This window comes from Luteimonas abyssi, from assembly GCF_001482195.1.
GTDB classification, from domain to species: Bacteria; Pseudomonadota; Gammaproteobacteria; order Xanthomonadales; family Xanthomonadaceae; genus Luteimonas; species Luteimonas abyssi.
This window is the reverse complement of sequence record NZ_KQ759763.1, coordinates 1,862,715-1,887,033: the sequence shown is the minus strand read 5'-3', so window position 1 is coordinate 1,887,033 and position 24,319 is coordinate 1,862,715. Positions and strand designations below refer to the sequence as shown.

The window sequence follows — 24,319 nt, the reverse complement described above, 5'->3', positions numbered from 1 at the left end:
GACGTGGCAGTGAAGAAAACCGCGAAGAAGGCCGCCAAGACGGCGGCGAAGAAGCCGGCGGCGAAGAAGGCTCCTGCCAAGAAGGCCGCTGCCCCCAAGAAGACGCCGGTCAAGAAGGCCGTGGTGAAGAAGGCTGTCGCCAAGAAGGCGCCCGCGAAAAAGGCGGTGCCGGCGAAGAAGGCCGCTCCGGCGACCAAGGCGGCGGTCAAGAAGGCCCCGGTCGCCAAGAAAGCCGCCCCGGCCAAGGTCGCCAAGGCGCCGGTGAAGAAGGCCGTTCCGGCCAAGCCCGCGCCGGCCAAGAAGCCGGCCGCCAAGAAGCCCGTGGCGAAGGCTGCCAGCGTCGCCAAGAAGGTGGCGCCGGCGGTGAGCGCCCAGGGCACATCCGACACCGCGCAGGCGAGCAAGCCCGCGGCCAAGCCTCAGGCCCAGGCGGTTCGCGCCCCGGCCAAGGCACCGCGCCCGACCGGCAAGGTCGCGGTTGCGGTGGCCGCGCGTCCGGCTGCGCCTGCGCCCAAGACGAAGTACAAGGTCGTGGACTACAAAACAGATTCCGAAACCGGGCGCCCCCTCGTGCCGGCCGGCTACAAGCCGTCCGCCGACGAGGAGTACATGAGCCCACTGCAGCTGGAGTACTTCCGCCAGCGCCTGTTGAACTGGCGCGCCGATCTGGTGGAAGAGTCCAAGCAGACCATCGAAAACCTGAAGGAAGAGGTTCGCGACGTCGGCGACGAGGCGGAGCGTGCGACCCGCGAGACCGAGAACTCGCTGGAACTGCGCACCCGCGACCGCTATCGCAAGCTGATCGGCAAGATCGACAGCACGCTCAAGCGCGTCGATTCGGGTGAATACGGTTTCAGCGTCGATTCGGGCGAGGAAATCGGCCTGGAGCGCCTGGAGGCGCGTCTGACCGCGGAGCGCACCATCGACGAGCAGGAGCGCTGGGAGCACCTGCAGAAGCAGATGGGCGACTGACCCGATTCCGTACGACGAAGGCCCCGCGAGGGGCCTTCGCTTTTTCCGGCGACACCTTCAACCGCCGGCGGGTGGCGGCAGAGGCAGATAACGGTCGATCAGGCTGCCCGGCAGGGTGAGGCCCTGCGCGACGTAGACGTCGAGCCGCCGTCGATCCGGCTTGCGCAGTTTGATCAGCGGCGGCAGGCCGCCATCGGCTCGGTACATCAGCAGGCGCGCCCGCAGCCGATTGCGGTTCCAGCCGCCGATCCGGTGATAGAAATACGGCCCGTCCTCGGCGCGGGCGAGTGCCAGCCGATAGCCGCCGCGCGTCTGCATGACGGTCTGGGCGGCCAGGTGCATGCTCAGGTAGTCGGGCATGTCGATCGCCTGGCGGACCCGGTCGTACAGGCCGGCCCGGCGCAGTCGCTCGATGTAGGCGGCGTTGCCCTCCGGCAGCACATGCCCGGCGAATTCCTGCTGCAGATCCTCCACGAAGCGACTGCCGGGCGGTGCGGCCAGGCACCAGTTTTCCAGCACCGGGAACAACGGTTGCGTGGTGTAGCGTTCGAGGTAGTAGCCGACCAGCTCCGCATGCTCGCGGGCCTGGACGTCGATGGCCCATTCCGGCGATGCGGTCAACACGGTGCTGGCATCGAGCCACACGCCGCCGTGCAGGCGCAGCAGTTCCAGCCGCGCCCAGTCGGCGGTGAGCACAGGCCCGGCCTGTGCCAGCGATGCGGGCACCGCAGGCAGCCAATCATGCAGGCTGCGCGCATTCAACATCCGGATCTCGAAGCCCGGCGCGTGACGGTGCCAGTTCGCGACGCAGGCGGCGATCAGCGGAGGTGGCGCCGCATCGTGCCAGTAGGACCAGACGATCCGTGGGATGGTGGGCGCGCTCCCGTCCGGCCCGGGGCGGGCGGGCGTGTGGGGCGCGGGCGGGATGTCGTAGCCGGTGAAGACCTGCGGCGGGCAGGGTTCGAGCGTCCGGGGGCGCGCCCGGAGCCAGTGCCTGGCGAGATTGGCGGCGAACAGTTCGCCGCGGGCACTGCCAGGCGGATCGCAGGATGACGACATGGCAAGGTGTCTCGTGTCGCCGGATTGGTGGACAGGATGGGACAAAACGATGTCGCTTGTTGCGTGATCGCGCAAGTGCGGATCGAGGCCGATGGGCACGTCGTCCGCTGCTGCCTGTTGTCTGCCGCTGGTTCCGGCATCGGTTGCCTGCCGGATGCCGGGCCGCGTGGGTGCCGTCCGCTCAGCGGCTGCCGTCGCGCGCGAGCGGCGCGGCGTGCAGGTCGCGCAGGTCGAGTCGTCGCAGGCGGGGCGCCTTCCAGGCCGTCGCCAGCGCGATGGACATCGTCACGCAGCCGCCGAGCACCACCGCCGGCACCAGGCCGAGCACGCGCGCCATGCTGCCGGCGTAGAAGGCGCCCAGTTCGTTCGACGAGCCCACGAACAGCCCATTGATCGACGAGACCCGGCCACGCATCTCGTCCGGGGTGGCCAGCTGCAGGATGGTCGAGCGCATGACCACCGAGACGCCGTCGCACACGCCCGACAGCAACAGGAAGAAGGCCGACAGCCAGAACGCCTTGGACAGCCCGAAGCCGATGATGCACAGGCCGAATCCGGCCACCGCCAGCAGCAGGAAGCGTCCCGCATTACGCTGGATCGGGTGCCGCGCCAGCCAGATGCCGACCGCCACCGCGCCCAGCGCCGGTGCGCCACGCAGGATGCCCAGCCCCTCCGGACCGTAGTGCAGGATGTCGTGGATGAACGCCGGCGCCAGCGAGATCGCGCCGCCGAACAGCACCGCGAACATGTCCAGCGCCAGCGCGCCGAGCAGGATCTGGTGGCCGAACACGAAGCGGGCGCCCTCGGCGATGCTGGCGAAGATCGGCGCGCGCTGCAGGGCGCGCGGCGGTTCGGTCACGCGCAGCCGGGCCAGCGCCACCACCACGCCCAGAGCCAGGCCGGCTGCGACCAGATAGGCCAGCGCCTTGCCGCCTGCGCCGACCAGCACGCCACCCAGCGCCGGCCCCAGGACCAGCCCGGACTGGAACACGATGCTGCCCAGGCTCGCGCCGCGCACGAACTGCTCGCGCGGGAGCACGCGGGCGAACAGTGCGTTGTAGACGGGCCCGAGGAAGGCGCGCACCATGCCGGTGAAGACGATCGCGGCGTAGATCGGCCATAGCCGGTCGCCAGCCAATCCCCAGGCGATGCCGGCCAGCAGCAGGGGCGTCAGCGCCAGGCACAGGCCTGCGGCCATGCCCAGCCGGCGCCGCGGCAGATGGTCGACCAGATATCCCGCGAACGGCGCCACGCAGAAGTAGGGCAGGACCTCGGCCAGGCCGATCAGACCGAGCATCCACGGATTGCGGGTGAGCTCGTAGACGTGCCAGCCGACGGTGACCGCGACGACCTGGTACGACAGGATCGAACAGATCCGGTAGCCCAGCAGGGCGCGGAATCCCGGATTGCGCAGCGGCGCGGTGCGGTCCGGCGATGATGCGGTGCCGGGCCCGGACGACGGATCGGCCGCGCTCACGCCAGTGCGCGGCGGGCGTTGTCGCGGATTTCGGCCACCAACGCGGCGAGGCCGTTGCTACGGGTGGGTGACAGATGTTTGGCGAGGCCGATCGCGGCGATGTAATCGGGCTCGGTGTCGACGATGTCCTGGGCGCTGCGGCCGGAGTACACGCGCAGGGCCAGATAGATCAGCCCGGAGACGATGGCCGAGTCGCTGGCCGCGGCGAAGTCGAGCCGCCCGGTATTCCCCGACGGCACGATCCAGACCATCGATTGGCAACCGTGCAGACGGTTGGCCTCGGTCTTCCAGTCCTCCGGGAACGTCGGCAGCTTGCGGCCGAGATCGATCAGGTACTGGTAGCGCTCTGACCAGTCGCCGAAGAAGGCGAACTCGTCGCGGATCGCCGCCTGGGCCTCGGCGACAGTGGGTTCGAGGGGGAAGTGCGAATCGGTCACGTCATGCTCTGCAGTGGGGGCGAGGCCGGGGCGCGTCTTCGTGTCAGGCACGTTTCCGGGTCCAACGTACGCCCTGGGGGGTGTCCTCGAGGAGAATGCCGTCGGCGGCCAGCCGGTCGCGGATGGCGTCGGCGCGGGCGAAATCGCGCGCCTGCTTGGCCGCGGCGCGCTCGTCGACCAGCGCCTGGATGCGGGTGTCGTCCTCGCCCTCGGGCGCGTTCTGCCCGAACCAGTCCGCCGGCGCCTGCTGCAGCAGGCCGAGCGCCAGACCGGCACCGAGCAACTGGGACTTGGCCTCGCGCAGCGCCTGCACGGCGTCGGGCGTCGCCTCGGCATCCGGACCACCGGGCGGTGCCAGCAGTTGCCGTGCGTGCGCGGCCAGACGGGCGAGATCGGCCAGCGCCTGGGGCGTGTTGAGGTCGTCGTCGAGCGCGGCCTCGATGCTGGCCGGGATCGAGGCGTCCACGGACACGTGATCGAGCGCGCGCAGGGTGCCGTAAAGCCGGTCCAGTGTCCGGATCGATTGATCGATCAGGCCGTCGGACCAGTCCAGCGGTTGCCGGTAATGGGCCGACAGCAGCGCATAACGCAAGGCTTCGGCCGGGTAGTGCTGCAGCAGGTCGTGCACCTTGGCGATGTTGCCGAGCGATTTCGACATCTTGGTGCCCGACAGCGTCAGCATGCCGTTGTGCAGCCAGACGCGCGCGAACACCGCGCCGCCGTGCGCGCACTCGCTCTGCGCGATCTCGTTCTCGTGATGCGGAAACTGCAGGTCGACGCCGCCGGCATGGATGTCGATGGTCGGGCCCAGGTGCGCGGCGGCCATCGCCGAGCACTCGATGTGCCAGCCCGGCCGGCCACGGCCCCAGGGCGAGTCCCAGCCCGGCAGATCGTCGCCGGAGGGTTTCCACAGCACGAAGTCGCCGGCGTCGCGCTTGTACGGGGCGACCTCGATCCGCGCGCCGGCCCGCATGTCCTCGGGGTCGCGGCGCGACAGCTTGCCGTAGCCGTCGAAACTGTCCACCGCGAACAGCACGTGGCCCTCGGCCGCGTAGGCGTGGCCGCTGCCGATCAGGCGCTCGATCATCGCCACGATCTCGGGAATGTGGGCGGTGGCGGCGGGCTCGATGTCGGGGGCGGCGACACCGAGTGCGGCCATGTCGTCGCGGTAGGCGGCGGCGAACCGGTCGGTGATCGTCGAGATCGGCACGCCCTGCTCGGCGGCGGCGGCGTTGATCTTGTCGTCGACGTCGGTGATGTTGCGCGCGTAGCGCAGCCCCCCGTAGCGGCGACGGAGCAGGGCGGCCAGCACCCCGAACACCACCGGGCCGCGGGCGTTGCCGATGTGGACGTAGTTGTAGACCGTGGGGCCGCACACGTACATCGTCGGGCAGCCGGGATCCTGGGGCTGGAAAGGTTCGACGCGGCGGGTCAGGCTGTTGTGCAGGCGCAGGGACATGGCAGGGTGGTCTGGAGAACCCGTCGATTCTACCGGCCGTCGACCGGCCACGACAGCGAGGATTCATGCCGGAACGCGACCGAGGGCCTAAACTTTCCCAGCTACGTCCACCGTGGGCCACGATGCCGCGACTCCCTACGCACGCCCCGCTCCTGCTCGCCGTCCTCGCGTCGGCGACCGTGGTGATGCCGGTTTCGGCGCAGTCCATCCACGAGGACCGACGCGCGCAGCGTGCGGCACAGCTGGCCGCACCCGCGCAGGAGAACGTGCGGGTCGAGTACGCCCGGGTGCTGAGTGCCGAGCCCATCTATCAGGTGCTGCGCGCCACCAGCATGGTCGAACGCTGCGAAGCCACGACGCCTGTGGACGGCGACGAGCGCCGCGGGTTGTCGCGGGTGGTGGGCGCGGTGCGCGACGTGCTCACGCCGGCCGATCAGGACGCCCGGAACGTGGAGCCCGTGGATCGCGGCAGTTGCCGGATGGTGCCGGTGGAACGCGAGTTCCGCAGGCCGGTGGGTTACGAGGTCGATTACATCCACAAGGGCGTGAAGTACCGCTCGCGGCTTCCCTACGATCCCGGCAACCGCTTGCGCGTCCGGGTGTCGGTCACCCCGATGGTCACGCCTGCGGGGGAGGAATGAGCCGCGCGCGTCGGCCGGGGCTTGCCGCCCGCGGCCGCGCATGCGAGGATTCCGCCCCCATGAATCCGACCTGGACCGACGCCGAGATCCTGACTTCCGCCCGCATGGCGGCAGGCATGACCTCGCGCGCGCGTCGACCGGAACCCCGCCGAACCGCTGGGTAGACCGGATCTCGTCGTATTCGAGAGTCATACTGGAAACCCGGCCCTGGCGCTGGGTTTTTTCGTTTCTGCAGTACGCGCTTTCCGCGCACGGCCGTCGCCGACCGACGCGCCGCCACCCGCCACCCGCAGGACACCGCCGATGTCGTCGATCAAGCACTTCCTCAATACCCAGGACTGGAGCCGCCCCGACCTGGATGCGCTGCTGGCCGACGCTGCGCGCTTCAAGCGGGAGAAGATCGGCGATGCGCTGAAGGGACGATCGATCGCGCTGGTGTTCTTCAACCCGTCGATGCGTACCCGCACCAGCTTCGAGCTGGGCGCGTTCCAGCTCGGCGGGCACGCGGTGGTGCTGCAGCCGGGCAAGGACGCCTGGCCGATCGAATTCGACCTGGGCACGGTGATGGACGGCGACACCGAGGAGCACATCGCCGAGGTGGCGCGGGTGTTGGGGCGTTACGTGGACCTGATCGGCGTGCGCGCATTTCCGAAGTTCGTCGACTGGCAGCGCGATCGCGAGGACATCGTGCTCAAGGCCTTCGCGCGGTACTCGCCGGTGCCGGTGATCAACATGGAAACGATCACCCATCCCTGCCAGGAACTGGCGCACGCACTGGCGCTGCAGGAGCGCTTCGGCACCTCCGATCTGCGCGGGAAGAAGTACGTGCTGACCTGGACCTACCACCCCAAGCCGCTCAACACCGCGGTGGCCAACTCCGCGCTGACCATCGCCACCCGTCTGGGGATGGACGTCACCCTGCTGTGCCCCACGCCGGAGTACGTCCTCGACGAACGCTACATGGGCTGGGCGCAGGCGAATGTGGCCGAGAGCGGCGGCTCGCTGCAGGTCAGCCACGACATCGACAGCGCCTACGCCGGCGCCGACGTGGTGTACGCCAAGAGCTGGGGCGCGCTGCCGTACTTCGGCGACTGGGCGCCGGAGAAGCCGATCCGCGACCAGTACAAGCACTTCATCGTCGACGAAGCCAAGATGGCGCTGACCAACGACGGCGTGTTCTCGCACTGCCTGCCGCTGCGCCGCAACGTCAAGGCGACCGACGCGGTCATGGACTCGCCGAACTGCATCGCCATCGACGAGGCCGAGAACCGCCTGCACGTGCAGAAGGCGGTGATGGCGGCGCTGATGCGTGCGCGCGGCTGATACCGGCGGGCCGTCGGGCGTCCCGATGTCGCCATCGGCGGACATGCCCGGCCGCTGACGGCGCGCGTCACCGCCCCTCCTCGAACCGATAGACCCTCTTTCTTCCCTTCAGAGACACCTTCATGTCGCAGCCATCGCAGCAACCGGTTTCCTCCAGTTCCGACGTGTCCAGTTCCTCAGACCAGAGCGCGGTGTCCGCGGGCGAGAGCCGCGACATCGTCCTGGCGTTCTCCGGAGGTCTCGACACCAGCTTCTGCGTCCCGTACCTGCAGGAGCGCGGCTGGACCGTGCACACCGTGTTCGCCGACACCGGCGGCGTGGACGCCGACGAGCGCGCCTTCATCGAGAAGCGCGCCGCCGAGCTCGGCGTGGCCAGCCACGTCACCGTCGACGGCGGTCCTGCGATCTGGGCCGGCTTCGTCAAGCCGTTCGTGTGGGCCGGCGAGGGGTATCAGGGTCAGTACCCGTTGTTGGTGTCCGACCGCTATCTGATCGTCGATGCCGCACTCGCGCGCGCCGCCGAGCTGGGCACGAATGCCATCGCCCACGGTTGCACCGGCATGGGCAACGACCAGGTCCGCTTCGACCTGGCGATCAAGGCCCAGGGCGATTTCCGTATCGTCGCCCCGATCCGCGAGATCCAGAAGGAGCACACCCAGACCCGCGCCTACGAGCAGAAGTACCTGGAGGAGCGCGGCTTCGGCGTGCGCGCCAAGCAGAAGGCCTACACCATCAACGAGAACCTGCTGGGCGTGACCATGTCCGGCGGCGAGATCGACCGCTGGGAGACGCCGGGCGACGGTGCGCGCGGCTGGTGCGCGCCGCGCAGCGCGTGGCCGATCGAGCCGCTGACCGTGAAGCTCAGGTTCGTCGGCGGCGAAGCGGTGGAACTGGACGGCAAGCCGCTGCCGGGCGAGCAGATCCTGGCGCGCCTGAACACCCTGTTCGCGCCGTACGGCGTGGGTCGCGGCATGTACACCGGCGACACCGTGATCGGCCTGAAGGGCCGCATCGTGTACGAAGCGCCGGGCCTGGTCGCGCTGCTGGCCGCTCACCGTGCGCTGGAGGAGGCGGTGCTGTCCAAGCAGCAGAACCGCTTCAAACCGGAGGTGGCGCGCAAGTGGGTGGAGCTGGTGTACGAGGGCTTCTTCCACGATCCGCTCAAGACCGATCTGGAAGCCTTCCTGGCCTCGTCGCAGGGCAAGGTGACCGGCGAGGTGATCCTGGAAACCCGCGGCGGCCGGGTCGACGCGGTGGGTATCGCCTCCGAGTACCTGCTGCATTCGCGCAACGCGACCTACGCGCAGTCGGCGGACTGGGGCGTGGAGGAGGCCGAGGGCTTCATCAAGCTGTTCGGCATGAGCACCACGCTGTATGCCGAGGTCAATCGCTGAGCCATGACCGACGCACTGCTCGCCACCACCCTGCGCCACCTCGAAGCGCTGGTGTCCTTCGACACCCGCAACCCGCCGCGTGCGATCGGCACCGGCGGCATCTTCGATTACATCCGCGCCCAGTTGCCGGATTTCCGGATCGAGGTGACCGACCACGGCGACGGCGCGGTGTCGTTGTTCGCCGTGCGCGGCCAGCCGCGGCGGGTGTTCAACGTGCATCTGGACACGGTGCCGGATTCGCCGCACTGGAGCGCCGATCCGCATCGTCTGCGTCTCGAGAACGACCGTGCCATCGCCCTGGGGGCCTGCGACATCAAGGGCGCCGCGGCCGGTCTGATCGCCGCCGCCCAGGCCGCCCCGGGCGATGCCGCGTTCCTGTTCTCCAGCGACGAGGAAGCCAACGACCCGCGCTGCATCGCGGCCTTCCTGGGCCGCGACCATGGCTTCGCCGAGGCGGTGATCGCCGAGCCGACCCGCTGCGAGGCGGTGCTGGCCCATCGCGGCATCAGCGCGGTGCGGATGTTGTTCCGCGGCGCGGCCGGGCATGCGTCCGGTGCCGGCGCGCTGCAGGCCAGCGCGTTGCACCACGCGATGCGCTGGGGTGCGGGCGCGCTGGATTTCGTCGAGTCGCAGGCGCACCAGCGCTTCGGCGGTCTGACCGGGCTGCGCTTCAATGTCGGCCGGGTCGAGGGCGGGATCAAGGCGAACGTGATCGCGCCGGAGGCCGAGGTCCGCTTCGGCTTCCGGCCGCTGCCGTCGCAGGACATCGACGTCCTGCACACCACGTTCGGCGGGTTCGCCGCACCGGGCGCGCTGGAGCGCTACGAGGAAACCTTCCGTGGCCCGTCGCTGCCGGCCGGCCACGTGGCCGAGGCGGAGGAGCGGCGGCTGGACGCGCGCGACCTCGCCGACGCGCTCGGGTTCCCGATCGGCAACGCGGTGGACTTCTGGACCGAGGCGTCGTTGTTCTCGCAGGCCGGACTCACTGCGCTGGTCTACGGCCCGGGCGACATCGCCCAGGCGCACACCGCCGACGAATGGGTCGCGCTCGACCAGCTCGCCGGCTATGCCGCGTCGATCCAGCGGGTGCTGGAGAGCCGTGGCGAACTGGCCCCGGAGCCACGCGGATGAACGCCGAACAGGCGAACCGACGAAGCCGGACCGGCGCGGGAACACCGGCGTCGGCAACGGCGCGACCCCGATCGCGCGGTGCCTGAGCCGCGCCGGCCGTCAGGCACGAGACACCCGCCAGCGCGCTCGACCCGTGTCGATCCGCGGCCCATCCCCGCCCATCCGCGGCCCATTCCCATCCCATCCCGCAGACCATGCAAGCACACACCCAGACCCGCCAGACCATCGTCCGCCTGCTGTCGTCGATGGCCAGCGCCCGCGAGATCAGCCAGTACCTCAAGCGTTTCTCGCAGCTCGATGCCAAACGCTTCGCCGTGGTCAAGGTGGGCGGGGCGGTGCTGCGCGACGATCTCGACGCACTGACCTCGTCGCTGTCGTTCCTGCAGCAGGTCGGCCTGACGCCGATCGTGGTCCACGGCGCCGGCCCGCAGCTGGACGCCGAGCTCTCGGCGGCGGGGATCGAGAAGCACACCGTCGACGGCCTGCGGGTGACCACGCCGGAGGCGCTGGCGATCGTGCGGCGGGTGTTCCAGGCGTCGAATCTGGCGTTGGTGGAAGCCCTTCAGCAGTCCGGTGCGCGCGCGACCTCGATCACCGGAGGCGTGTTCGAGTCCGATTACCTCGATCAGAGCACCTACGGACTGGTGGGTGAGATCCGCAAGGTCAATCTCGCGCCGATCGAGGCCAGCCTGCAGGCCGGCTCGATCCCGGTCATCGCCAGCCTCGGCGAAACCCCCGGCGGGCAGATCCTCAACGTCAACGCCGATTTCTCCGCCAACGAACTGGTACGGGTGCTGCAGCCGTACAAGATCATCTTCCTCACCGGGACCGGCGGGCTGCTGGATGCGGACGGCAAGGTCATCGATTCGATCAACCTGTCGACCGAGTACGACCACCTGATGGCGCAGCCGTGGATCAACGGCGGCATGCGGCTGAAGATCCAGCAGATCAAGGATCTGCTCGACGGCCTGCCGCTGACTTCGTCGGTGTCGATCACGCGGCCGGACGATCTGGCCAAGGAACTGTTCACCCACAAGGGCTCCGGCACCCTGGTCCGGCGCGGCGAGCGGGTGTTGCGCGCCACGTCCTGGAACGCATTGGACCTGCCGCGCCTGCGCACGCTCATCGAGTCAAGCTTCGGCCGTACCCTGGCCGACGACTATTTCGAACGTACGCAGCTGCTGCGCGCCTATGTGAGCGAGAACTACCGCACCGCGGTGATCCTCACCGGCGTCGACGGGCGGGTGTACCTGGACAAGTTCGCGGTCCTCGAGGACGCGCAGGGCGAAGGCCTGGGACGTGCGGTGTGGCAGGTGATGCGCGAGGAGACGCCGCAACTGTTCTGGCGCTCGCGCCACGAGAACCAGGTCAACATCTTCTACTACGCCGAGTCCGACGGCTGCTACAAACAGGAGAAGTGGAAGGTGTTCTGGTACGGCACCGGCGACTTCGACGACATCCGGTTCTTCGTCGATCACTGCGCGCAGCGCCAGCCGACGCTGCGCGGTTGAGCCGATGACGACCGAGCTGCCGCCCCCCTGGCGCGAGGCGCCGGTCCTGACCGGCGGCCACGCCGACGCCGCCCCCCGCGCCGCGATCGTCCGCCTGGGCGGCATCCTGCGCAATCCGGCCCGACACGCCGACGGTTCGCCGCGCGACACGGTCGTGTTCTCCATCCTCGACAACAAATGGCCCGAAGCGAAACCTCGCCTGCAGGCCCGACTGGACGCCCACCCATGAACGACCGCATTTTCACCGTAGGCATCGTCGGTGCCCGCGGCCACACCGGCGCCGAGCTGATCCGCCTGGTCCAGGCGCATCCACGCATGCGCCTGGGTTTCGTGTCCTCGCGCGAATTCGCCGGCCAGGCGGTGGCCGGTCAGATCGAAGGTTTCGACGGCGACCTGCACTACGGCAACTTCGCCCCCGATGCCGCCGCGGGGCAGGGTGTGGACGCCGTCGTGCTGGCGTTGCCCAACGGCAAGGGGGCGCCGTTCGTGTCCACGATCGACCGGCTCGCGCCGGAGACCGTGGTGGTGGACCTGTCCGCCGACTACCGTTTCGACTACAGCTGGTACTACGGCCTGCCGGAGCTGACCCGCGAACGCTACGCCGGCCAGCGCCGGATCAGCAATCCGGGTTGCTACGCCACCGCGATGCAGCTCGCCATCGCCCCGTTGCTGGAGCGGCTCGACGGCCCGGTGCAGGCCTTCGGCGTGTCCGGTTACTCCGGTGCCGGCACCACGCCGTCCGACCGCAACGATCCGGCGCTGTTGCGCGACAACTTGATGCCGTATGCGCTGTCCAATCACATCCACGAGCGTGAGGTCGCCCGCCAGCTCGGCACCTCTGTCGAGTTCATGCCGCACGTGGCGCCGCACTTCCGCGGCATCACCCTGACCGCGAACGCGCACCTGGCCACGGCGACCGATGCCGCGGCACTGGCCGCGCACTACCGGGTGCGCTACGCCGACGAGCCGTTGATCGCCGTGCTCGACGACGCGCCCTGGGTGAGCCGCATCGCCGGCCGCCACGGGGTGGAGATCGGCGGCTTCACGGTGTCGCCGGACGGCCGCCGCGTCGTCGTCGTGGCCACGCTCGACAATCTGCTCAAGGGCGCCGCCACGCAGGCGATGCAGAACCTCAACCTCGCCTTCGGCCTGCCGGACATCACCGGCATTCCGCTGTCGGCCTGACATCATCCAAGGAATTCCCATGTCCGACCTCCTGTGGCAGAAGCCCGGCATCGCCGTCGATGCGCGCATCCAGACCTTCCTGGCCGGCGACGACGTGGTCCTCGACCGCGAGTTCTTCCTCCACGACATCGCCGCCAGCCGCGCGCACGCGCAGGGCTTGCAGCGCATCGGCATCCTGTCGGCCGAGGAGCTGTCGGGGCTGGACGCGGAGCTCGATCAGCTCGCCCGCGACTTCGGAGACGGGAGTTTCGTGCTCGATGCCCGTTACGAGGACGGACATTCCGCGATCGAGGCGCGGTTGGTCGAGCGCCTCGGCGATGCCGGCAAGAAGATCCACACCGGGCGCAGCCGCAACGACCAGGTGCTGGTGGCCACGCGCCTGTGGTTGAAGGAGCAATTGGCGCGTGTGGCCGGGCTCAGTCGTGATGTGGCCGGCATCGCGCTGGACCGCGCGCAGGCCGAGCAGTCGCTGCCGGTGCCGGGCTACACCCACATCCAGCGTGCGGTGGTGTCGTCGGCCGGCATGTGGTGGGCCGGCTGGGCCGAGGCCTTCATCGACAACGCCGTGCGCGCGTGCGACACCCGGGCGCTGGTCGACACCAACCCGCTGGGCACCGCCGCCGGCTACGGCGTCAATCTGCCGCTCGACCGTGAGCACACCACGCACGCGCTCGGGTTCGCGCGCATGCAGGTGTCGCCGGTGTACGCGCAGCTGTCGCGCGGCAAGTTCGAGCTGGCCGCGCTGGAAGCGCTGGGTGGGGCGACGCTGGACCTGCGCCGCATCGCCTGGGACCTGTCGCTGTTCACCAGCGCGGAGTTCGGCTTCGTCGCGCTGCCGGCGCAGTACACCACCGGCAGCTCGATCATGCCCAACAAGCGCAATCCGGATGTCATCGAGCTGATGCGCGCCACGCATGCCAGCGTCGCCGCGGCGCGTACCGAGATCGAGCAGTTGCTGTCGCTGCCGTCGGGCTACCACCGCGATCTGCAGGCGTCGAAGGGCGCGATCTTCCACGGTTTCGGTCGCGGCCTGGCGGCGCTGGAACTGCTGCCGGACCTGCTGGCGAATCTGGAATGGCGCGAGGAGCGGCTGCGTGCCGCGGTCGATTCGGGCATGTACGCCACCGATGTGGCGGTGGAAGCGGCTGCGGCCGGGGTGCCGTTCCGCGAGGCCTACCAGGCCGCGGCGGCGTCCGCGGATACCGCCGGCCAGGGTCGCACGCCGGACGGCAGTCTCGCCGCCCGCGTCTCCCCGGGCGCCGCCGCCGACCTGCGCCTGGACGCGCTGCGCACGCGCTGGCAGGCGCTGGGCTGATCTGGTGATCCCCGCATCCCGCAGCCATTGCGACCGCATCGCCGCTCCGCCGCCGGGGAGCGGCCGGTGACGCGCACGTTGTACCTGGTGACCGCCATGCGTCTGCCGACGTTCGATCCGGCCGCGGTCGGCCCGCACCGGCGGTTTCTGGATGCGCTGCAGGCCGAGGGCCGACTGCTGCTGACCGGCGGTTTCGCCGACGGCAGCGGTGGCGCGTACATCCTGTGTAATGTCGAGGATCTGGAGCAGGCCCGGGCCATCGTCGCGACCGACCCGCTGGTCACGACGGCCAGTTCCGAGCTGCACGTCCACGAATGGCTCACCCGATGAACTGACCCGCTCGAGGCCGCCGTGACCGTTTCGCCCCCATCGCAGGTTTCCGGACACGCATTCTCCGAGCAGGCCCTGCCGCCGTGGCGGCGCGCGGTGCTCAAGGTGGGCAGCAGCCTGCTGGCCGCCGATGGCGGCGGCCTGTCGCCGCGGCATGCGCAGGCGCTGGCGGACTTCGTCACCGCTGCACTGGCGGACGGGCGCGAGGTGGTCCTGGTGTCTTCCGGCGCGGTGGCGGCAGGGCGCGCGATCGCCCATCGCAGCGCCGAGGCGAACGCGCCGATTTCCGAACGTCAGGCGCTGGCGGCGCTGGGGCAGGCCCAGTTGATCGGCTTCTGGCAGGCGTTCTTCGAGCGTCCCGTGGCCCAGATCCTGTTGACCCACGACGACCTGCGCAACCGCCGCCGCTATCTCAACGCCAAGGCGACGCTGGCGGCGCTGCTGCGCCAGCGGGCGCTGCCGATCGTCAACGAGAACGACACCGTCTCCGTGGACGAACTCAAACTGGGCGACAACGACAATCTCGCCGCGATCGTCGCCGCACTGGTGGATGCGGACGTGCTGTTCATCGCGACCGACATCGACGGTCTCTACGATGCCGACCCGCGGCGCCATCCCGACGCGCGCCCGGTGGACGTGGTGGCGCGCGTCGGCGCGGAACTGCTCGCCACGGCCGGCGGCGCGGGCAGCGCGATCGGGACCGGGGGCATGCGGACCAAGCTCGAAGCGGCCCAGCGTGCGGCGTCGGCCGGAATCGCCACGGTGCTGTTCAACGGCACGCGCGTCGAGGTGGTCGAGCACCTCGCCCGCGATCGCCTGTACGGGACCCGGCTCCACGCCGCGCGCAGCCGGCTGGCGGCGCGCAAGCACTGGCTGCAGAACGCGCCCGCGGAGCGCGGTGGGCTGGTGATCGACGCGGGCGCCGCCGATGCCGTGGTGGAGCGGGGTGCCTCGCTGCTGCCGGGCGGCATCGTCGCGGTGCACGGCGAGTTCCGGCGGGGCGACATGATCGAGATCTTCCGCCAGGGGGATGCGGGCGACGAACGTCTCGCGCGCGGCGTCGTGCAGTATTCGGCCGACGACATCCGCCGCATCCTGCGCCGGCATTCGCGCGAGATCGATGTCGTGCTCGGCTACAACTACGGCGGCAACGTGATTCACCGCGACGATCTGGCCCTGGTCTGAGCCGCCTGCTCAGTGCCCGCCGCGCGTGGCCTGCGGGCGGGCGTCGTCGTCGAGCGCGACGTGGACGATCCTGCCGTGGCGGAGTTTGCGTGCGAGCGCATCGGTCGCACCGAGCGCCTGCCGCACGGCCGCGGCGGTGATGTCCACGCGCCGCGTGCGGCGATCGGCATCGGCGAAGCGGAGGCGATTGTATTCGGCCCAACCGATCAGCACTGCTGCACAGATCACCGCGATCACCGGCAGCGACAGCAGCAGGAACGCGTCGATCTCGTTCTGGTCCAGGTACAGACGCAGGTAAGCGGTGCGCAGTCCCAGCAGCCAGGCCAGCGCGGTGACCAGCGGCACCCACAGCCAGGCGTAGACCAGCCAGGCGGTCGCGGTGAGTGCGCCGGAGGCGAGTCGGCGGCTCGGGCCGCGGGAGCGGCTGTGGTCGATGATGATGGGGTGCTTCACGCGCGGGCTCCACGGTCCGGGCTGATCCATTGGGCGCGCTGCCGTCCGCGGCGCAGCAGGGTCCGGGGCAGGGCGACCACCGTGGTCAGCATGCCCAGCATCCAGAAGGCGACGGGGTACCAGATCACCCAGTAGAAATGCTTGGCGAGGTCGGGTTCGTAGCGGCGCTCGATCATCAGACTGGTGCCGAACTGCAACAGGCACACGAAGGCCAGCACCACGCCGTGCCAGCGCGGCAGGATGGTATCCACGTACAGCATCTCAGGCACCGGAAAGACGCGCCCGTACAGCCACAACAGCAGGATCGCGAGCATCGTGTAGGCCCAGAGCAGGCTCAACGCGTACTCGGCCAGGACGCCCCACATCCGTCGACCTCGCCAGGTGAGCGCCCGACGGCCGTGGCGCAGCAGCACCTCGATCCCACCGCAGGCCCAGCGCAGGCGTTGCGACCACAGCCCGCGCAGCGTTTCGGGCATCAGGATCCAGCACAGCGCGTTCGGCTCGTAGCGGATGTCCCATGCCGCCAGCTGCAGGTGCCAGGAAATGTCGATGTCCTCGGTCACCATCCGGTCCGACCAGTAGCCGACATCGTGCAGCGCGCTGCGGCGGAACGCGCAGATCACCCCGGAAATCGTGAACAGCCGCCCGTAGGTGCGTTGCGCGCGCTTGATCAGGCCGATGATCGCGGAGAACTCGCCGATCTGCATGCGTCCCATCAACGTCGTGCGGTTGCGGATGCGGGGATTGCCGGTGACCGCGCCGACGCGCGGGCCGTCGATCAGATGGCCGACCATCCAGCGCACCGCATGCGGCTCCAGGGTGGCGTCGGAATCGATGCAGACCAGGTACTCCGATGTCGCGGCGAGCGTGCCGATGCGCAACGCGTTGGCCTTGCCCTGGTTCTGCGCGAGATGCACCACCCGCAATCGCGGGTGGTCGGGCACCAGGCCGTTGAGCAACTCCGGCGTCCGGTCCTGGCTGCCGTCGTTGACGGCGACGATCTCGAAATCGGGATAGACCTGCATCGACAGTGCGGTGATCGTGTCGACGATGTGCGCTTCCTCGTTGAAACACGGCACGAGGATCGAGACGAAGGGGGTGCTCGCCATCGGCGGCGGTGCGTCCGGGGGCGCGGTCTTCCGCTCGCGACGCCGGTAGTAGTAGATCCCGCCGGTCATCCACATGAAGGCCATGACGATCGGGTAGTAGAACGCGAAGTTGAAGACCCACGCGACGAACTGGCTCGACGACATCGACTCAGCGCTCCAGGTAGGGGAATTCGCGCGCGGACATCGCCTCGCGGGCGACCGGCAGCGACGGCGTATCGCCGATGAAGTCGTCGGGGTAATAGCCGAGGTGACGGGCGCCTGCCGCCTGCAGCGCACGCACTTGCGCCCGCAGCACGTCGCCGTCGATCGGTTGCGCGGTACGCCAGTCCACGGTCTGCAGTTCGAACAGCGTTCTTGCGAGGCCTCCAGGGTGGGCCGCCACCGCATCGACCAGCGCGCGCATCCAGCGTTCCGGATCGTCGGCGGCCTCCAGGGCCGGCATCGCCATCAGCGCGGTGTAGTCGTAGGCCGCGTTGAAGGCGTCCAGACGCTGCGCGAACCAGGCTTCGGAATCCGGCTCCAGGACGGGTCGCGCGAACAGGTTGCGTGCGGTGACCAGCTTCGGCCGCCAGCGTTGCGCCGCCGTCCGCAGCGCCTGGGTGAAATCGACCAGCGCCGGGTCCGCTGCGCCGGATCGCCGCCGGCGTAGCCGGGGATCTCGTCGTCGCGCAGGTAGGCGTCGTCGTGGAACAGCAAGCCGTCGAACGCGGCATGACGTGCGAGGTCTTCGTAAAGGTCGGCGACCAGGGCCCGGGTGCGCGGATCGCCGGGATCGAGCCTGGGGATCTCCGCCGGGTCGTGCGCGTCGATGCGCAGCGCGGCCTGCAGTTCGGCATCCGGCAGCACGTAGCCCAACACCGGCATCCAGGCGAACACCCGCACGCCGGCGCGCGTGCGCAGTTGCCAGGCGACGCGGTTGAACAGGTCGGCGCGCATCGGCAGGTGCCGGTTGGGAAAGTAAAGCGCATCGGCGGCGCCGTCGCCGTCGGGATCGGCGAAGGCCTGCAGGAACACGTGGCTCGGCCCGATGTCCTGGATGCGCTGCACCAGCACGTCGAGATTGCGTGCGGTCTGTGCGGGGTCGTCGTCGTAGACGTAGTCCAGATCGACCTGGATCGCACGCACGCCGTCCAGGGAGAGATCGCGGCGCAGCTCGCCGGCCAGGTCGCGCACGTCGGGGTTGCGGTGGATGAGCAGGCGGGCGAGGCTGTCGAGCGAGACCTGCTCCACGCGCGTCTCGCCTTGCTGGCCGAGATCCCCGGCCTGCGCGCGCCCCTCCAGGTCGAAGGAAAGCGTCATGCCCAATGACGCGGCCACGCCGTTGGCGACGTCGTTGTAGGCCGCGTACGGCCAGACGATCACGCGCGGCGCGGCGCCGGTGTGGCGGGCGATCAGATCCCGACTGGCCTGCAGGTCGGCACGGATACGCGCCTCCCATGCGGCATCGGATTCGTAGCCGGCTTCGTGCCAGATCCGGGTGGTGGCGGCCGGCATCTGGTTGCCGAACGGGTTGCCCGGCACGCCGCGATGCAGGTCGTGGCTGTGCGAGGCGATCTCGACCAGGCCGCTGTCGCGCATTTCGCGCAGCTGCGCCCAAGTGAGGAAATCCTCTGCGTCGAAATCGCGTGGGCCGTACGGCACCGAGCGGTCTTCCGGCAGGTCGACCCAGCCGGTGACCGGTGCGACCAGTGCGGGAAAGCCGTAGGCGCGCAGTAGCGGAAACACGTGGGTGTACGCACTGCGCAGGCCGTCGTCGAAGGTCAGCAGGACCGCGCGCTCGGGCAGCGTGGCATCGCCGGCGCGCGCATCGAGCACCTGTTGCACGCTGACCGGCGTGTAGCCGTGCGTGTGAAGCCAGTCCAGGTGCTGGGCGAAGTTCGTGGTGGAGACCGCATACGGATCGGGATCGCCCTTCGCGGCCACGTCGTCGCGGATGTCGTGGTAGCTGAGTACCAGCAGCGACGCCCGCACCGGCGTGCATGCCAGCACCAGTCCGACGAAGACCAGCATCAGCAACGCGCGCATCATGGCGCACCTCCCCAGTGCAGGGCCGCGTCGACGACGACGCGGTGCTCGCGGACTCCGTCGTAGACCGGACGCGACCAGGCGACGCCGTACTCGAGGCTGCCGCTCTCGCGTTGCCAGCGATGTCGGTAGCCGATCGCGGGCACCAAAGCGGTCCCGAAGCCACGTTGGCGATACGGGCCGGCGGTCAGCTCGAGGCGCTGCCGGAGCGCCGTCTCGTAGCGTCGCCAGACGATGTGTTCGATCCCGAGACCGGCCTGCGCGGAGACGTCGCGCTCTGGATTGAAGTACGTCGCCTGTTCGCCCAGCGAGCCGCGGCTGGCATAGGTCGAACCCAGTGCGTCGACCCAGAGGTGGGGCCGGGTGAGCAGACGGCGGCGCGCATCCAACGCGAACTGGTCGCGACGGTTGCCGTCGTCGTAACGCAGGCGGGCGGCGCTCGCCCCGACGGTGACGAGATCGTGCGGCGTCCATCGCGCGGATACGCCGAGACTGTCGGCGGTCACGCCGGCACGCCGTGCCTGCAGCGAGGCCTCCGGATCCTGCCGTGCCACGCGAACCCCGCCACGCCATGCGTCGCTGAAACGCCAGTCGGCTTCGGCCGTCCAGGCAGTGGAGCCATGCCGGGACCTATCGTCGATACGCGATACCGTCGCGGCCGCCGACAGCCGGTCATGGCGGTACCAGCCGCCGACGCCGGTGCCGCGATGCCGGATGCGGCCATCCTCGAAATCCGCCCAGTCGTCGCCGGCGACCACGCCGACCCGCCAGCGATCGGCGATGAGCGACGAGCGCGCTTCCAGCCGCCGCCCGCCGTCACGGCTGCCCAGGGGCGATGCGGCCGTGTTCTGCCCGGGCGCGGAATTGCGGCCCCGTGCATAGGTCAGCGCGAGTTGCGGTCCTCGGTGCCGTTCCAGGGACCGCGCAACTCGCGGCGTGCGCGGATCCTCGGGATGCAGGCGTTGCAGGTGCGTCAGCGCATCGCGCGCCGCGCCGATCCGGTCGAGAGCGGTCAGCGCGTCGACCTGGCCGGCGAGGGCGTCCCGGCTCTCAGGATCGCGTGTGAGCGCCATCCGGTAGCGCTCCAGCGCCGCGGCAGGACGCGAGCGACGCGACTGCACGGCGCCGAATGCGGTCTGCAGGGCGGTGTTGCCGGGGCCGATGCCGAGGTGCGACGCCAGCAGGCGCTCGGCCTGCGCGTGGTCGTTGGCGTACGAATGCGCAAGCGCCAGATTGAGGTCGGCATCGAAGCGATCCCAGTTTTCGTATCCGGTTTCCGCATCGGTTCGTCGCGGCCAGGCCGGCTGGCTGTCGGCGATGGCCTGGAACGCCGGCAGCGCGAGATCGAAGCGTTCGCTCTCCAGCCAGGCGTAGGCCAGCAGGATGCGGGTGTTGACGTCGTCGGGACGATGCCGCAACGCGGTTTCCAACACCGCGACTGCATCCTCCGGGCGTCGCAGTGCGAGCAGGGAATCGCCCACGGCGGGCAGGATGTAGGCCGGGACATCGATGCCCGCTTCGACGAGGTGCGTGTACCCGTCGACCACCTCCTGATGCCGCTGCAGGTGGTTGAGCGCATCGAGTGCGTCGATCTGCAGGCGGGTACGCTCCCATCGCGTCTGTCGGGGCGCGTTCGCCTGCAACGTCTCCAAGGCGTCGAGGGCCGCGCGCGAGGCGGCCAGTCGGGGCGTATCGGGTGCTGCGGGAATCCTGGCCCAGCCGATACGTCGGGCGATCGCGTCGCCTTCGAGGCGTTCGCGCTCATGATCCGCGAACAGATGCGGGCGTTGCGCCAGGTGCTCGGCCGCGAGTGCCGAGGCGCCGAGGTCGGCCAGCGCGAAGATCAGGGCGCGAAACGCGTCGTCGTCGCCGGGCGCAGCATCCAGGCGGGCTTGCGCATCGGCCAGCGCGGCAGCCGGATGCTCCGTCTGCGGGGATGGATGGTCTTGCAGGGCGGTGGCGGGATCGGCCGGTGGCGCCGCCGGGCGTGCGATCGCGACATCCTGCGTCGGGTGCGGTGCACCCATGGCCATCAGCGGAGTGGAAAGCGAAATGACAAGCGTGGCGAGCGCACCGCGGGCGCGCGGAATTGGATTCGTCGGCACAGGAAGGGTCTGACAACGGTGGGAGAGACGTGCGCCGCCGACCCCTGCATCGACGTTGCTGCGAAAAACTGCGCGCCGAATTTGCGCGAGCGAATGTTCATTCCGCGTGGGCGCGAGGTGTGAAAAGGGTGAGCGCGTTCAGGCACGGGCGGCACGGCGATCGGTGCGGCGGGAACAGCCCGTTGCCGCCACCGACCGCCTCGCGGTTCGGTATCGGTGTCGTCGTACGGAGACATGCATGACGCGCACGCTTTCAGGCATCGACATGGATGCCGGTCAACCAATGGCGCATCGCGACCGGACGCCGCGTGGATCAGTCGCAGACCTGTTCGGCGACCGCTTCCATGGTGCTGCCGGTGCGGATCGCCTCCGGTGGCGGCGCAAGATAGCTCTGTCGGGCGACGGTACGGCCCGCGCGATCGAGCCAGGTGGAATCCAGCACCGCCGACGTGCGGGCCTCGCAATCGATCAGGTTGAGTGCGATCGCCTGGTGCGCCGCCTGCCCGGAGACGATGCGCGCCTGATCCGCGGCGAAGACATAGCGCACGTTGACCTGGATCCGTTCGGCCGTGCCGGTGATCGTGCCGCGTTCGATCTCGACCACGGTTTCGGACGGCGTGCTGGTCACGTACAGCCAGCGCTCCTGGGCCATCGCCGCGGTGGCACCGGCCAGGCCCAGGATCAGACAGCATGTGATGCGCATCCAATGCTCCGTGTCGGGTGAAGGCACGCCGGGAGTGTAGGCCTCCGAAGGGCCCGCAGACATCGCTCTAACGGACGCGACGCCAGGATGGCGACATGGATTCCAGATCCGACATCGACGACGAACTCGAACGGCTCGCGTCGCGGCTGCGTGCACTGGCGCAGCAAGTGCCGCAGGACGAGGTGCTGACGGTGTTCTCCGAGGAACTCCGGCGTTTCGCCAGCCGGGTGCCCGCCGAGCACGATGCCTATGTGCAGGAGCGCGTCCACGACATGCTCGCGGACGCGGGCTTGATCCCGGACGATCCGGCGACAGGCTGAGCGCAATGGTCGCGGCCGGCATCGAGGCTCGGCCGTCGCAGCGGGGCCGGCGGCGGAAACGCGATGCCGTCACGTCCGCGCTGTCGCCAGGAGCGGCAACGAAAAAAGCCGGCGCGAGGCCGGCTTTTTCCGAAACAGCTGATTCTGTTGGTCGGGGAGACAGGATTCGAACCTGCGACCTCTACGTCCCGAACGTAGCGCTCTACCAGACTGAGCTACACCCCGACTGAGCCGCGCATTTTAGGGAGGTCTGGGCCGCTCGGCAAGGGGGGCGTGCGAATTCCGGAAAGATCGGGCGGATCGGGGCCGGGCGAGCCGCTAAACTGTCGCACCCTCCCACGCCCCATCCCGGAGTGCCCCTTGATCAAGCCGCGTACCCCCGCCGGGGTCATGGAACTGCTGCCTCGCGAGCAGATCGCCTTCCAGCGCATGCTGGACGTGATCCGCCGCAACTACGAGCGCTTCGGCTTCCTGCCGGTGGAAACGCCGGCATTCGAGCTGTCGGACGTGCTGTTGACCAAGTCCGGCGGCGAGACCGAGCGGCAGGTGTATTTCGTGCAATCCACCGGCGCGCTGGCGAAGGAGGGCGAAGGCCTGCCGGAACTCGCCCTGCGCTTCGACCTGACCGTGCCGCTGGCCCGCTACGTGGCCGAGCACGAACACGAGCTGACCTTTCCGTTCCGCCGTTACCAGATGCAGCGGGTGTACCGCGGCGAACGCGCCCAGCGCGGGCGGTTCCGCGAGTTCTACCAGTGCGACATCGACGTCATCGGCAAGGACGCGCTGAACATCCGCTACGACGCCGAGATTCTGGCGGTGATCCATGCGGTGTTCTCCGAACTGGGCATCGGCGCGTTCGCCGTGCAGCTCAACAACCGCAAGCTGATGCGCGGCTTCTTCGAGGCGCAGGGCGTGGTGGACGCGCACCAGCAGGCGCTGGTGTTGCGTGAGGTCGACAAGATCGACAAGCGCGGCGCCGATTACGTCCGCGAGACGCTCACGGGGGCCGATTTCGGTCTGCCTGCCGATACGGTGCAGCGCATTCTGGATTTCGTCGAGGTGCGCTCCGATTCGCACGCCGATGCGCTGGCGCGGATCGAGCAGGTACTGGCCGACGCCGGCGAGGCCGCCAGCGATGCCTTGCGTGCCGGTGCCGCCGAATTGCGCGACGTGCTGGAGCTGGTTCGCGCACTGGGCGTGCCGGAGTCGGCCTACCGGCTGAACTTCTCCATCGCCCGTGGCCTCGACTACTACACCGGCACCGTCTACGAGACCTCGTTGACCGACCACCCCGAGATCGGCTCGATCTGCTCGGGCGGGCGCTACGAGGACCTGGCCAGTCACTACACCAAGTCGAAGCTGCCGGGCGTGGGCATTTCGATCGGCCTGACCCGGTTGTTCTTCCAGTTGCGCGATGCGGGGCTGATCGACGGCATCGAGGCCAGCAGCGTGCAGGCCATGGTCGCGCTGATGGACGATGCCGGGCTCGACGATGCGCTCGACATCGCGCGTCGCCTGCGTGTCGGCGGCATCAACACCGAGATGCAGATGGAGCCGCGCAAGCTCGGCAAGCAGTTCCAGTACGCCTCGAAAGCGGGGATCCGGTTCGTGGTGCTCGCCGGCGACGACGAGCGCGCGCGCGGCGTTGTGGCGGTCAAGGATCTGCAGCGCGAGCAGCAGTTCGAAGTCGCCCGCGAAGAATGCGCCGATGCGCTGCGGGTCGAGCTCGAGCAGGCGCGCGCCCTGGCAGGGCGCTGATCGGGGGACGGATGAATCTGCCCCTGCATCTGGGCTGGCTGGGCGCGCTCGAGGCGGGCGCGATCGCGTTGTTGATCGGCCTGCTGGTGTTCGCGGTGTTCCATGCACTGGCCCGGCGCGGGCGTTGGGGTGCAGGGCACTCGATCGGCTGGGCCTGTCTCGTGGCGGTGGCGATCGGCGCCGGCATCGATCTCTGGAACCTGTTCTACATGGGCGTGGCGCGACTGGAGTCGCCGGTCTACGCCCGCATCGTGCTGCAGCGCATCCACGATCCGGACGGGCTGGGCGCCCGCGTGGTGATGGAAGTGCTGGGCGCGCTGGTCGGCGTCGCGCTGGGCTGGATGATGGCGCATTGGCGCGAGGCGCCCTGAGGTCCTCTTCCCGGCAGGCCCGGCGCAGCGCGCTCGACGAGTCGGCGAACGCGCCA

Annotated in this window: 21 protein-coding genes, 1 tRNA gene and 2 pseudogenes; 14 read left to right on the top strand and 10 right to left on the bottom strand. The window is 69.5% G+C overall.

Going from position 1 to position 24,319, the window contains the following annotated elements:
• The first annotated feature begins 3 nt into the window (after positions 1-3).
• A complete protein-coding gene (gene dksA / locus RG19_RS07910) occupies positions 4-972 on the top strand; it encodes an RNA polymerase-binding protein DksA (RefSeq protein ID WP_058834805.1) in 969 nt (322 codons plus the stop codon).
• Between the two features lie 57 nt (positions 973-1,029).
• On the opposite strand, the gene RG19_RS07905 is transcribed toward dksA, so the two are convergent.
• From RG19_RS07905 to cysS, 4 genes are all read right to left on the bottom strand, one after another.
• Positions 1,030-2,031, bottom strand: coding sequence for a glycosyltransferase family 32 protein (locus tag RG19_RS07905; protein WP_058834804.1), 1,002 nt, complete (start codon positions 2,029-2,031; stop codon positions 1,030-1,032).
• A gap of 181 nt (positions 2,032-2,212) precedes the next feature.
• Positions 2,213-3,445 carry an MFS transporter gene (locus tag RG19_RS07900; protein WP_058836488.1) on the bottom strand — a complete coding sequence of 411 codons (1,233 nt, stop codon included), beginning with the start codon at positions 3,443-3,445 and terminating at the stop codon, positions 2,213-2,215.
• Between the two features lie 59 nt (positions 3,446-3,504).
• Positions 3,505-3,945, bottom strand: a complete 441-nt coding sequence (locus RG19_RS07895) for a SufE family protein (RefSeq protein WP_058834803.1) — start codon at positions 3,943-3,945, stop codon at positions 3,505-3,507.
• A 43-nt stretch (positions 3,946-3,988) separates the two neighbouring features.
• On the bottom strand, positions 3,989-5,404 hold the full coding sequence (gene cysS / locus RG19_RS07890; protein ID WP_058834802.1) for a cysteine--tRNA ligase: 1,416 nt from the start codon (positions 5,402-5,404) through the stop codon (positions 3,989-3,991).
• A gap of 122 nt (positions 5,405-5,526) precedes the next feature.
• Here cysS and RG19_RS07885 point away from each other — a divergent pair, with 122 nt between their 5' ends.
• The 10 genes and pseudogenes from RG19_RS07885 (at position 5,527) to proB (ending at position 15,419) form a co-directional block, all read left to right on the top strand.
• Entirely contained in the window at positions 5,527-6,045 is a 519-nt protein-coding gene (locus tag RG19_RS07885) for a hypothetical protein (RefSeq protein WP_157515202.1), read from the top strand.
• A 303-nt stretch (positions 6,046-6,348) separates the two neighbouring features.
• Complete coding sequence (locus RG19_RS07880; RefSeq protein WP_058834801.1) at positions 6,349-7,368, top strand: N-acetylornithine carbamoyltransferase; 1,020 nt, start codon at positions 6,349-6,351, stop codon at positions 7,366-7,368.
• Between the two features lie 164 nt (positions 7,369-7,532).
• The gene (locus RG19_RS07875; RefSeq protein ID WP_425599691.1) at positions 7,533-8,762 is read left to right on the top strand and encodes an argininosuccinate synthase; all 1,230 of its coding nucleotides are present in this window, start codon (positions 7,533-7,535) and stop codon (positions 8,760-8,762) included.
• Between the two features lie 3 nt (positions 8,763-8,765).
• Complete coding sequence (locus RG19_RS07870; protein WP_058834799.1) at positions 8,766-9,893, top strand: acetylornithine deacetylase; 1,128 nt, start codon at positions 8,766-8,768, stop codon at positions 9,891-9,893.
• Between the two features lie 194 nt (positions 9,894-10,087).
• Positions 10,088-11,404 carry an acetylglutamate kinase gene (locus tag RG19_RS07865; protein WP_058834798.1) on the top strand — a complete coding sequence of 439 codons (1,317 nt, stop codon included), beginning with the start codon at positions 10,088-10,090 and terminating at the stop codon, positions 11,402-11,404.
• A gap of 76 nt (positions 11,405-11,480) precedes the next feature.
• Positions 11,481-11,633, top strand: a pseudogene (locus RG19_RS07860) (GNAT family N-acetyltransferase); the annotation flags it as partial.
• Positions 11,630-12,589 (top strand): N-acetyl-gamma-glutamyl-phosphate reductase, encoded by a 960-nt coding sequence (gene argC, locus RG19_RS07855; protein ID WP_058834796.1) that lies wholly within the window; start codon positions 11,630-11,632, stop codon positions 12,587-12,589. The pseudogene RG19_RS07860 and the gene argC, both read left to right, overlap by 4 nt.
• 19 nt (positions 12,590-12,608) lie before the next feature.
• Positions 12,609-13,904, top strand: a complete 1,296-nt coding sequence (argH, locus tag RG19_RS07850; RefSeq protein WP_058834795.1) for an argininosuccinate lyase — start codon at positions 12,609-12,611, stop codon at positions 13,902-13,904.
• Between the two features lie 66 nt (positions 13,905-13,970).
• Entirely contained in the window at positions 13,971-14,234 is a 264-nt protein-coding gene (locus RG19_RS07845; RefSeq protein ID WP_157515201.1) for a YciI family protein, read from the top strand.
• Positions 14,235-14,255: 21 nt separating this feature from the next.
• Positions 14,256-15,419 (top strand): glutamate 5-kinase, encoded by a 1,164-nt coding sequence (gene proB, locus RG19_RS07840; protein WP_058834794.1) that lies wholly within the window; start codon positions 14,256-14,258, stop codon positions 15,417-15,419.
• A gap of 9 nt (positions 15,420-15,428) precedes the next feature.
• Here proB and pgaD read toward each other — a convergent pair whose 3' ends face one another.
• The 5 genes and pseudogenes from pgaD to RG19_RS07815 all read right to left on the bottom strand — a co-directional run bounded on the left by pgaD (position 15,429) and on the right by RG19_RS07815 (position 21,814).
• Complete coding sequence (pgaD, locus tag RG19_RS07835; protein ID WP_238376604.1) at positions 15,429-15,872, bottom strand: poly-beta-1,6-N-acetyl-D-glucosamine biosynthesis protein PgaD; 444 nt, start codon at positions 15,870-15,872, stop codon at positions 15,429-15,431.
• Entirely contained in the window at positions 15,869-17,125 is a 1,257-nt protein-coding gene (gene pgaC / locus RG19_RS07830; RefSeq protein WP_058834792.1) for a poly-beta-1,6-N-acetyl-D-glucosamine synthase, read from the bottom strand. The genes pgaD and pgaC overlap by 4 nt, the downstream gene beginning before the upstream one ends.
• 4 nt (positions 17,126-17,129) lie before the next feature.
• Positions 17,130-18,991 (bottom strand): annotated as a pseudogene (pgaB, locus tag RG19_RS07825) (poly-beta-1,6-N-acetyl-D-glucosamine N-deacetylase PgaB).
• Between the two features lie 14 nt (positions 18,992-19,005).
• The gene (gene pgaA, locus RG19_RS07820; protein ID WP_162267058.1) at positions 19,006-21,033 is read right to left on the bottom strand and encodes a poly-beta-1,6 N-acetyl-D-glucosamine export porin PgaA; all 2,028 of its coding nucleotides are present in this window, start codon (positions 21,031-21,033) and stop codon (positions 19,006-19,008) included.
• A gap of 391 nt (positions 21,034-21,424) precedes the next feature.
• Complete coding sequence (locus tag RG19_RS07815; RefSeq protein ID WP_058834790.1) at positions 21,425-21,814, bottom strand: surface-adhesin E family protein; 390 nt, start codon at positions 21,812-21,814, stop codon at positions 21,425-21,427.
• Positions 21,815-21,909: 95 nt separating this feature from the next.
• On the opposite strand from RG19_RS07815, the gene RG19_RS07810 reads away from it, so the two are divergent.
• Entirely contained in the window at positions 21,910-22,134 is a 225-nt protein-coding gene (locus RG19_RS07810) for a hypothetical protein (protein ID WP_058834789.1), read from the top strand.
• Positions 22,135-22,282: 148 nt separating this feature from the next.
• Here the strand turns inward: RG19_RS07810 and RG19_RS07805 are convergent.
• Positions 22,283-22,359 (bottom strand) — tRNA-Pro (locus tag RG19_RS07805).
• Between the two features lie 135 nt (positions 22,360-22,494).
• Here RG19_RS07805 and hisS point away from each other — a divergent pair.
• Together hisS and RG19_RS07795 are read left to right on the top strand one after the other, a co-directional pair.
• Positions 22,495-23,892, top strand: a complete 1,398-nt coding sequence (gene hisS / locus RG19_RS07800; protein WP_058834788.1) for a histidine--tRNA ligase — start codon at positions 22,495-22,497, stop codon at positions 23,890-23,892.
• A gap of 11 nt (positions 23,893-23,903) precedes the next feature.
• Positions 23,904-24,263 (top strand): hypothetical protein, encoded by a 360-nt coding sequence (locus tag RG19_RS07795; RefSeq protein WP_058834787.1) that lies wholly within the window; start codon positions 23,904-23,906, stop codon positions 24,261-24,263.
• Positions 24,264-24,319 lie beyond the last annotated feature (56 nt).

Excerpts from the sequence above, each read along its gene's own strand:
- RG19_RS07905 (WP_058834804.1), bottom strand. The coding sequence starts at position 2,031 with ATGTCGTCATCCTGCGATCCGCCTGGCAGTGCCCGCGGCGAACTGTTC.
- cysS (WP_058834802.1), bottom strand. The coding sequence starts at position 5,404 with ATGTCCCTGCGCCTGCACAACAGCCTGACCCGCCGCGTCGAACCTTTC.
- RG19_RS07885 (WP_157515202.1), top strand. The coding sequence starts at position 5,527 with ATGCCGCGACTCCCTACGCACGCCCCGCTCCTGCTCGCCGTCCTCGCG.
- RG19_RS07880 (WP_058834801.1), top strand. The coding sequence starts at position 6,349 with ATGTCGTCGATCAAGCACTTCCTCAATACCCAGGACTGGAGCCGCCCC.
- RG19_RS07870 (WP_058834799.1), top strand. The coding sequence starts at position 8,766 with ATGACCGACGCACTGCTCGCCACCACCCTGCGCCACCTCGAAGCGCTG.
- RG19_RS07865 (WP_058834798.1), top strand. The coding sequence starts at position 10,088 with ATGCAAGCACACACCCAGACCCGCCAGACCATCGTCCGCCTGCTGTCG.
- argC (WP_058834796.1), top strand. The coding sequence starts at position 11,630 with ATGAACGACCGCATTTTCACCGTAGGCATCGTCGGTGCCCGCGGCCAC.
- argH (WP_058834795.1), top strand. The coding sequence starts at position 12,609 with ATGTCCGACCTCCTGTGGCAGAAGCCCGGCATCGCCGTCGATGCGCGC.
- pgaC (WP_058834792.1), bottom strand. The coding sequence starts at position 17,125 with ATGTCGTCGAGCCAGTTCGTCGCGTGGGTCTTCAACTTCGCGTTCTAC.
- pgaA (WP_162267058.1), bottom strand. The coding sequence starts at position 21,033 with ATGGGTGCACCGCACCCGACGCAGGATGTCGCGATCGCACGCCCGGCG.
- RG19_RS07815 (WP_058834790.1), bottom strand. The coding sequence starts at position 21,814 with ATGCGCATCACATGCTGTCTGATCCTGGGCCTGGCCGGTGCCACCGCG.
- RG19_RS07810 (WP_058834789.1), top strand. The coding sequence starts at position 21,910 with ATGGATTCCAGATCCGACATCGACGACGAACTCGAACGGCTCGCGTCG.
- RG19_RS07795 (WP_058834787.1), top strand. The coding sequence starts at position 23,904 with ATGAATCTGCCCCTGCATCTGGGCTGGCTGGGCGCGCTCGAGGCGGGC.